At 44.8% G+C, this 904-nt stretch carries 2 protein-coding genes and 1 pseudogene; all 3 read right to left on the bottom strand.

Going from position 1 to position 904, the window contains the following annotated elements:
- The coding region (locus ACFIK8_RS10440) for a type I glyceraldehyde-3-phosphate dehydrogenase (protein WP_375669388.1) at nt 1–516 on the bottom strand (516 nt) is incomplete at its 3' end.
- A gap of 1 nt (nt 517) precedes the next feature.
- Nucleotides 518–688 carry a glyceraldehyde 3-phosphate dehydrogenase NAD-binding domain-containing protein gene (locus tag ACFIK8_RS10445; RefSeq protein WP_375669389.1) on the bottom strand — a complete coding sequence of 57 codons (171 nt, stop codon included), beginning with the start codon at nt 686–688 and terminating at the stop codon, nt 518–520.
- Nucleotides 685–904 (bottom strand): annotated as a pseudogene (locus ACFIK8_RS10450) (transketolase-like TK C-terminal-containing protein); the annotation flags it as partial. The pseudogene ACFIK8_RS10450 and the gene ACFIK8_RS10445, both read right to left, overlap by 4 nt.

The following is a 904-nucleotide window of genomic DNA, read 5'->3' on the forward strand; positions in this document are numbered from 1 at the left end:
TTCAATACCAACCGTGTTGTGCAAGACTTGCGCAACAGGCGCCAAGCAGTTGGTTGTACAAGAAGCATTTGAAACAACCCTATGTTCTTTGCTCAAAGACTGATGATTAACCCCATAGACCACAGTAAAATCTGCACCTTCAGAAGGTGCAGAAACAAGAACACGTTTTGCACCCGCACTCAAATGCGCACTTGCTTTGTCACGCGCAGTAAAAATGCCTGTACATTCCAAGGCAATATCAATATCCAAAGCCTTCCAAGGCAATTGTGCTGGATCACGCTCTGATGTCACCTTTATCAAACCGCACCCGACATCAATGGCATCACCCAAAACCTGAACACTACCAGGGAAATGCCCATGGACTGAATCATAGCGGAACAAATGGGCATTGGTTTCCACCGATCCCAAATCATTCGCTGCCACCACCTGAATATCTTGGCGGCCACTCTCCACAATAGCACGCAAAATATTGCGTCCAATACGACCAAACCCATTAATTGCAACGCGAACAGTCATCTCACATTTTCCTTATCGATCTTTTAGAGTGCAACAAATGGGTATTGATTTCCACCGATCCCAAATCATTCACTGCCACCACCTGAATATCTTGGTGGCCATTTCCCATAATGGCACGCAAACTCTTGCGTCCAATACGACCAAATCCATTCATTGCAACGCAAACAGTCATTTCACATTTTTCTTATTGATCTTTTCAAGCTCTTTTTCAACGGTAGCGACCACATTCTCACAAGTAATGCCGAAATGTGCTTAAAGCGCATCAATCGTCCCACTTGCACCAAATCCCTCCATGCCAATAAATATACCATCACTCCCAATAAAACGGTCCCATCCTTGCCGAATGGCAGCTTCAATGGCAATTTTAATTGGTGCATCACCAATGAGG

Source organism: Bartonella sp. MR168JLCBS, from assembly GCF_042194175.1.

What these genes read in the sequence shown, in the direction of transcription:
- ACFIK8_RS10445 (WP_375669389.1), bottom strand. Translation starts at nt 688, where the DNA reads ATGACTGTTTGCGTTGCAATGAATGGATTTGGTCGTATTGGACGCAAG.